Below are 3,118 nucleotides of genomic sequence, written 5' to 3'. Positions count from 1 at the left end.
TTCGGCAACTACCAGTACACGACGAGCAACGGCAAGCAGTCGCAGACGCATCGGTGGGGGTACGTCGCCGTCAAGCTCGATGTTCCGCTGCCGACCATCGTGCTCGACGCCCTCGGCAACAACACCCTCGGCAGCACGATCGCCGGCGCGTTCCGCGGTGACCAGCGCCTCTCGCTCGAGGGCGACTTCGACCGCTACTTCTCGCTCTTCTGCCCGGCGGGCTACGAGGTCGACGCGCTCTATCTCTTCACCCCCGACGTCATGGCGCGGTTCATCGACCATGCGGCGCAGCTCGACGTCGAGATCGTCGACGACTGGCTGTTCCTCTACACGCGCCGCGAGGTGTCGACCCTCGACCCTGCGACCTGGGCCTGGCTGTTCGGCGCTGTCGGGGCGCTGCTCACCAAACTCGACCAGTGGGCGCGCTGGCGCGACGACCGGCTGCGACTGGCGGGGCAGCACCCGGGGGCGCATCCGGGCCAGGCTCCAAGCCCGCATCCGGGCGCCGCTTTCGGCGCACCCGGCGCGCCTGCCCTCCCCTTCGCAACCCCTGCCGGCGTGCTCACCCCACCGCCTCCCGGCGTCGCCCCACCGGGTCAGCGACTCAAACGCCGCAGCCCGTGGGTGATCGTCGGCATCATCGTGGGCGTGATGTTCGTGGTCACCACCGCTCCGTTCGCGATCGGCATCTTCTCGTTCCTGTTCCTGCGCTGACCGCTGTCCCGGTTCCACAACTCCGGAAGAACAGCGCGAAGACTCCCGGCGCGCCGTGGTGTCGCCTCACCTGAGACCGAGGTCTCCGGAGTTGTGGAGTCGCTCTCCCCCGCACGGCGGACGCCGGCTGCTTCGGGCCCGCGCAGATCCGTCGAGCAGATCCGCCGCAGGGGGGATGCCTCGGTGCACAGCCCCGAAATAGCGTGAGGGCATGACCACAGGAAAGCTGGTACTCGCCGGCATCACCAAGAGCTACGGCTCGCGACTCGTGCTCGACGACGTCTCGTTCGAGGTGCGTCCCGGGCGTCTCACCGGCTTCGTCGGCGGAAACGGCGCGGGCAAGACCACCACCATGCGCATCGTGCTCGGGCTGCTCGGCTCCGACGGCGGACGCGTCGAGCTCGACGGCATCCCGCTCACCAGTGCCGACCGCCGTCTCTTCGGGTACATGCCGGAGGAACGTGGCCTGTATCCCAAGATGAAGGTGCTCGAGCAGATCGTCTACCTCGCCCGGCTGCACGGCTTCAGCAAGCCGGATGCCGAAGCACGGGCCACCGCGCTGCTCACCGAGCTCGGACTCGAGGAACGCCTGGGCGACACGATCGAGTCGCTGTCGCTCGGCAACCAGCAGCGCGCGCAGATCGCCGCAGCCCTCGTGCACGACCCCGAGGTGCTGATCCTCGACGAGCCGTTCTCGGGTCTCGACCCGCTCGCGGTCGACGTCGTCGCCTCGGTGCTGCAGGCATCGGCCGCCAAGGGCGCATCGATCCTCTTCTCGTCGCACCAGCTCGATGTCGTCGAGCGCCTCTGCGACGACCTCGTGATCCTCGCCGGCGGCACCATCCGTGCGTCGGGCTCGCGCGACGCACTCCGCGCCCAGCACGCCGGCAGCCGATACGAGCTCGTCTCCGCCGGAGATGCCGGATGGCTGCGCGCCGAACCCGGTGTCACCGTCGTCGACTTCGAGGGCGGCTACGCCCTGTTCGACGCCGACGACGCCGACACCGCCCAGCGCGTGCTGCGCACCGCCGTCGAACGCGGCGATGTCGCCAGCTTCGCCCCCAAGCACCCGTCTCTCGCCCAGATCTTCAAGGAGGTCATCCAGTGAGCACCCCGAAGAATTCCGGCTCGCCGTCGCAGGTGTCGATGATCTGGCTCGTCGCCGAACGCGAGATCGGATCGAAGCTTCGCAGCAAGGCCTTCCTGATCTCCACCGGCGTGCTGCTGCTCATCGCCCTCGCCGGCATCGTGATCGGAGGCTTCGCGAGCAAGAACACCGACGCGATGCCCGTGGCCGTGACCTCCGAGACGGCATCCGTCGTCGCTGCCCTGCCTGCGACCGAGATCACCGAGGTGACCGACCAGGCCGAGGCCGAAGAGCTGCTGCGTGCAGAGAAGGTCGACGCCGCGGTGCTCCCCGGTGACGGCCCGACCGGCATCACCGTCGTCGCGCTCAAGGACGCACCGACCAGTCTCGTGTCGGCGCTCTCGCAGGCGCCCGAGATCGAGATCCTCGAGCCCGCGACCACCAATCCACTGCTGCGCTACTTCATCGCGATCGCCTTCGGCATCGTGTTCATGGGTGCGGCGGCGACCTTCGGCGGCACGATCGCGCAGAGCGTGGTGGAGGAGAAGCAGACCCGCGTCGTCGAGATCCTGCTGTCGACCATCTCGGCGCGCACCCTGCTCGCCGGCAAGGTGATCGGCAACACGATCCTCGCGATGGGGCAGATCCTCGCTCTCGCCGCGGTCGCGACGATAGGGCTCATAGCGACGGGGCAGCGCGAGGTGCTGTCGACCCTCGGCGCCCCGATCATCTGGTTCGCCGTGTTCTTCCTCTTCGGCTTCATCCTGCTCGCCGCCCTGTTCGCGGCCGCCGCATCGATGGTCTCCCGCCAGGAGGACATCGGTTCGACGACGACCCCGATCACGATGCTGATCATGGCGCCGTACGTGCTCGTGATCATCTTCAACGACAACCCGCTGGTGCTGACGATCATGTCGTACGTGCCGTTCTCTGCTCCGGTCGGCATGCCCATGCGACTGTTCGTGGGTGAGGCGCAGTGGTGGGAGCCGCTGCTCAGCCTCGTGATCCTGCTGGCCAGCTGCGTCGCGGCGATCGTGGTCGGCGCGAAGATCTACGAGAACTCGCTGCTGCGCATGGGGTCGCGGGTCAAGCTCGGCGAGGCGCTGCGCGGCTGAGACAGCCCTGCAGCCCGACAGCCCTTTCACCGGGCACGACTTTCACGGGCACAACTTTCACGGGCACCGCTTTCACGGGCACAACTTCGGATGCCGCGGCCGACACGCCGCGGCATCCGTCGTTTCTGCGGTGTGTCCGGCCCCGGCTCCGAAGTTGTGCCCGATCAGGAGATCAGGCCACGACCAGGGACAGGGCCAGGAC

Annotated in this window: 2 protein-coding genes and 1 pseudogene; all 3 read left to right on the top strand. The window is 68.2% G+C overall.

Going from position 1 to position 3,118, the window contains the following annotated elements; genetic code table 11:
* A pseudogene (locus tag J7E68_RS10130) lies at positions 1-714 on the top strand (DUF3137 domain-containing protein); the annotation flags it as partial.
* A 211-nt stretch (positions 715-925) separates the two neighbouring features.
* Positions 926-1,822 carry an ABC transporter ATP-binding protein gene (locus tag J7E68_RS10125; RefSeq protein ID WP_215172217.1) on the top strand — a complete coding sequence of 299 codons (897 nt, stop codon included), beginning with the start codon at positions 926-928 and terminating at the stop codon, positions 1,820-1,822.
* 38 nt (positions 1,823-1,860) lie between these two features.
* Positions 1,861-2,916 (top strand): ABC transporter permease, encoded by a 1,056-nt coding sequence (locus J7E68_RS10120; protein ID WP_215172221.1) that lies wholly within the window; start codon positions 1,861-1,863, stop codon positions 2,914-2,916.
* Positions 2,917-3,118 lie beyond the last annotated feature (202 nt).

The sequence above is a fragment of the Microbacterium sp. ISL-103 genome (genome assembly GCF_018613995.1).
In the GTDB taxonomy this organism is placed as follows: domain Bacteria; phylum Actinomycetota; class Actinomycetes; order Actinomycetales; family Microbacteriaceae; genus Microbacterium.
Note: the sequence above shows the minus strand (reverse complement) of the source record. Positions and strands in the feature narration are given on the sequence as shown.

Bases quoted from the DNA above. Each gene is read 5' to 3' on its own strand.
- J7E68_RS10120 (WP_215172221.1), top strand. From the start codon at position 1,861: ATGATCTGGCTCGTCGCCGAACGCGAGATCGGATCGAAGCTTCGCAGC.
- J7E68_RS10125 (WP_215172217.1), top strand. From the start codon at position 926: ATGACCACAGGAAAGCTGGTACTCGCCGGCATCACCAAGAGCTACGGC.